The organism is Kitasatospora sp. UYEF31 (assembly GCF_057291755.1).
Map to the genome: position 1 here is coordinate 1 of NZ_JBXAWK010000133.1, position 2299 is coordinate 2299.

Annotated in this window: 4 protein-coding genes; 1 reads left to right on the forward strand and 3 read right to left on the reverse strand. The window is 65.9% G+C overall.

The annotated features are described in order from the left end of the window. The coding region (locus tag AC0Z36_RS29470; protein ID WP_485466145.1) for a nucleotidyltransferase family protein at window positions 1–450 on the forward strand (450 nt) is incomplete at its 5' end. Window positions 451–462: 12 nt separating this feature from the next. On the opposite strand, the gene AC0Z36_RS29475 is transcribed toward AC0Z36_RS29470, so the two are convergent. The 3 genes from AC0Z36_RS29475 to AC0Z36_RS29485 are packed head-to-tail and all read right to left on the reverse strand — an operon-like array spanning window position 463 to window position 2212. Then, entirely contained in the window at window positions 463–948 is a 486-nt protein-coding gene (locus AC0Z36_RS29475; protein WP_485466146.1) for an SUKH-3 domain-containing protein, read from the reverse strand. Next, the gene (locus AC0Z36_RS29480; protein ID WP_485466147.1) at window positions 945–1883 is read right to left on the reverse strand and encodes an SUKH-3 domain-containing protein; all 939 of its coding nucleotides are present in this window, start codon (window positions 1881–1883) and stop codon (window positions 945–947) included. The genes AC0Z36_RS29475 and AC0Z36_RS29480 overlap by 4 nt, the downstream gene beginning before the upstream one ends. Window positions 1884–1903: 20 nt before the next feature. Next, entirely contained in the window at window positions 1904–2212 is a 309-nt protein-coding gene (locus tag AC0Z36_RS29485; RefSeq protein ID WP_485466148.1) for a YwqJ-related putative deaminase, read from the reverse strand. Window positions 2213–2299: the final 87 nt, after the last annotated feature.

The following is a 2299-nucleotide window of genomic DNA, read 5'->3' on the forward strand; positions in this document are numbered from 1 at the left end:
GTCGTCCTGGGTGCGGCGGCCGGTGAAGTCGAAGCGAGAGCCGACCTGACCGCTTGTCATCCCGTACGCAATGAAAGCTGGGAAACCGGCATGGGCTCGTCCCTGCGCGCGGGCCTCGCGGCGCTTGAAAGGGCAGAAGCCGGCGGTACGGGTGCGCTCGTGGCGTTGGTCGACATGCCGGGGGTGACGGCGCAGGCGGTGGCGCGGCTCCTGGCGGCGCACACTGGTGCGGACGACCTGCTGGCGGCCTCGTACGACGGGAAGCGCGGCCACCCGGTGCTGTTCGGGCGGAACTGGTGGCCCGAGGTCCGCGACAACGCGGTCGGCGACGAGGGCGCCAGGGCTGTGCTCGCCCGGAACGCCGGACGGCTCCGCCTCATCGAGTGCGCTGATGTGGCGGAGCCGTACGACATTGATCACGAGGGTGACCTGAAGCGACTCGGTGGCTGACGGTCGTTCAGTTCACCAGGTGCCGTCCTCGCGCACTCTGGGCATGGCGCTGCCGGCGACCAGGGTGTTGAGGGCCGCGTTGATATCCGCGCCGAGGAAGTATTCGCCGGTGTGGTCCGCGGAGAAGACCCGCCCTGTCGCGTCGGCCATCAGGAACGCCGCGCCGTCCTGGAGGTTCCCGAGCGGCGCTACCGCGTGTCCCAGGCGCTTGCCGAAGGCGGCGCAGAACCCGGTGGTGTGCAGTGCGGTGGTCGGGTCGACGGTGAAGGACGGGAGCGCGAACTCCGCACCCGCGCCGCGCTGTTCGACGTGCATTCCGCCGTACTCCGCCCAGATCTCCACGACCGCGGAGGGGACGGTGTGACTCTGGCCGCTCCGTGAGTAGTGCGCGGACAGTTGGAATCGCCAGAACCGGGCCCGGCTTTCGTCGCGTCCGCCGGGTGCGGCGCCGGACAGGGCGAGTTTGGTGCCGATGCTGAGGGGCGTGGGGGTGCTCATACTTCGTGGGCCTCGATCCCGAAGTGGTCCAGCATCGCGGCGCACGCGCGGCACGGGGGTTGGTAGGTGCCGTGTGTGGGGTCGCCCTTTTCGCGGATCCGGCGGACGGTCACCGCGGTGTTGTACCGCTGGAAATACTCGCGAGCCCACTCGGAGCCCATCACCCGGTCCCCCCAGTCCTCCTGCATCTCCCACAGCATGTTGGAGACGAGTACCGCTTCGGCACAGCGGCCCATCCCGGGCTCACGGGATCTGGCAGACAAACCGTCGAAGAAGCTCTGCAACAACGGGTGGAGGTCGGGTTCGCCATCGCCCTTAGCGCTCGTATGGCTGTATACGTAGTCGCCGCATGCCATGCTTCCCGCCGTGGCGGGGAGGAAGTCCGCGGGGACGGGGAGGGGGCCGTAGGTTGCGTCCTCTTCGTTTCGCTGCCTTTCGGCGGGGCCGGGGATATCCGGAATCTCTACTTTTTCCCCCTTGACCCCGCGGATGAGCATGATGAGTGCTTCATCGATGGAGTCACCTTGATAAGAGAGCCCGCCGACCGGGTGGAAGAGGTAGACCTTTCCGCTTTCGCCCATGATCAGGTCGCTGAATCCGTCTGCTGTACTTCCGAAATCGAAGGTCAACTCACCGAGCCAGTCCCTGAATTCCTCCGTATCGGCGGCGTTGAGCCCCGGCGGAGAGTCGCCGATAGCGAAGCTGTACCGGCGGATATTCACCCCTGGACCCATTTGTTCGACTGCGAGGCCGCCAAATTCGGCCAGGGCGTCCCGCAGCTCGGGGAATACCTCGCCCGGGACCTCCTTGTCTTGCATCTGCTGATCCATCGCAGAGATCCAGTCGGAGAATTCGGCGCTCACATCACGGCCGGGGAACCAGCCTGCCGCGCGCAGAATTTTCGAGACATCATCTGGGAAACGTTCAGCAGACAACGCATTTCCTCGTCGGATCGTCATGGAAGAGGGACGTGTTTGACGCCAAGATAATCGATGACCGGTCGGCAGGAGTCGCACGCGTCAACGTAGGCACCCTGGGGGTACCTCGACGTGTCATCGTAGTGAACGGCATGGGTTGTCATCTCCCCGCCTTGGAGAAGGTCGCGGGCATCCTCCCGAGTCATCGGGGGAAGCCCGTCGGCTGCCCGCTGTGCGTCTGCTTCATGCAACCGGTCGGAGAGGAGGGGAACCTCAGCGCATCGGCCGTGGCCGCCGCCCTGATCGAGTTCAGGAATTTCGTCGTAGAGACCTTGCAGGGTAAACATTCAGCGGGTTCACGTCGTGTGACGGTTCCGGGCATGGGGTGACGGCCGGTGACCGGTGGTCAGCGGCTGGTCGGGGTGCGGGACGGT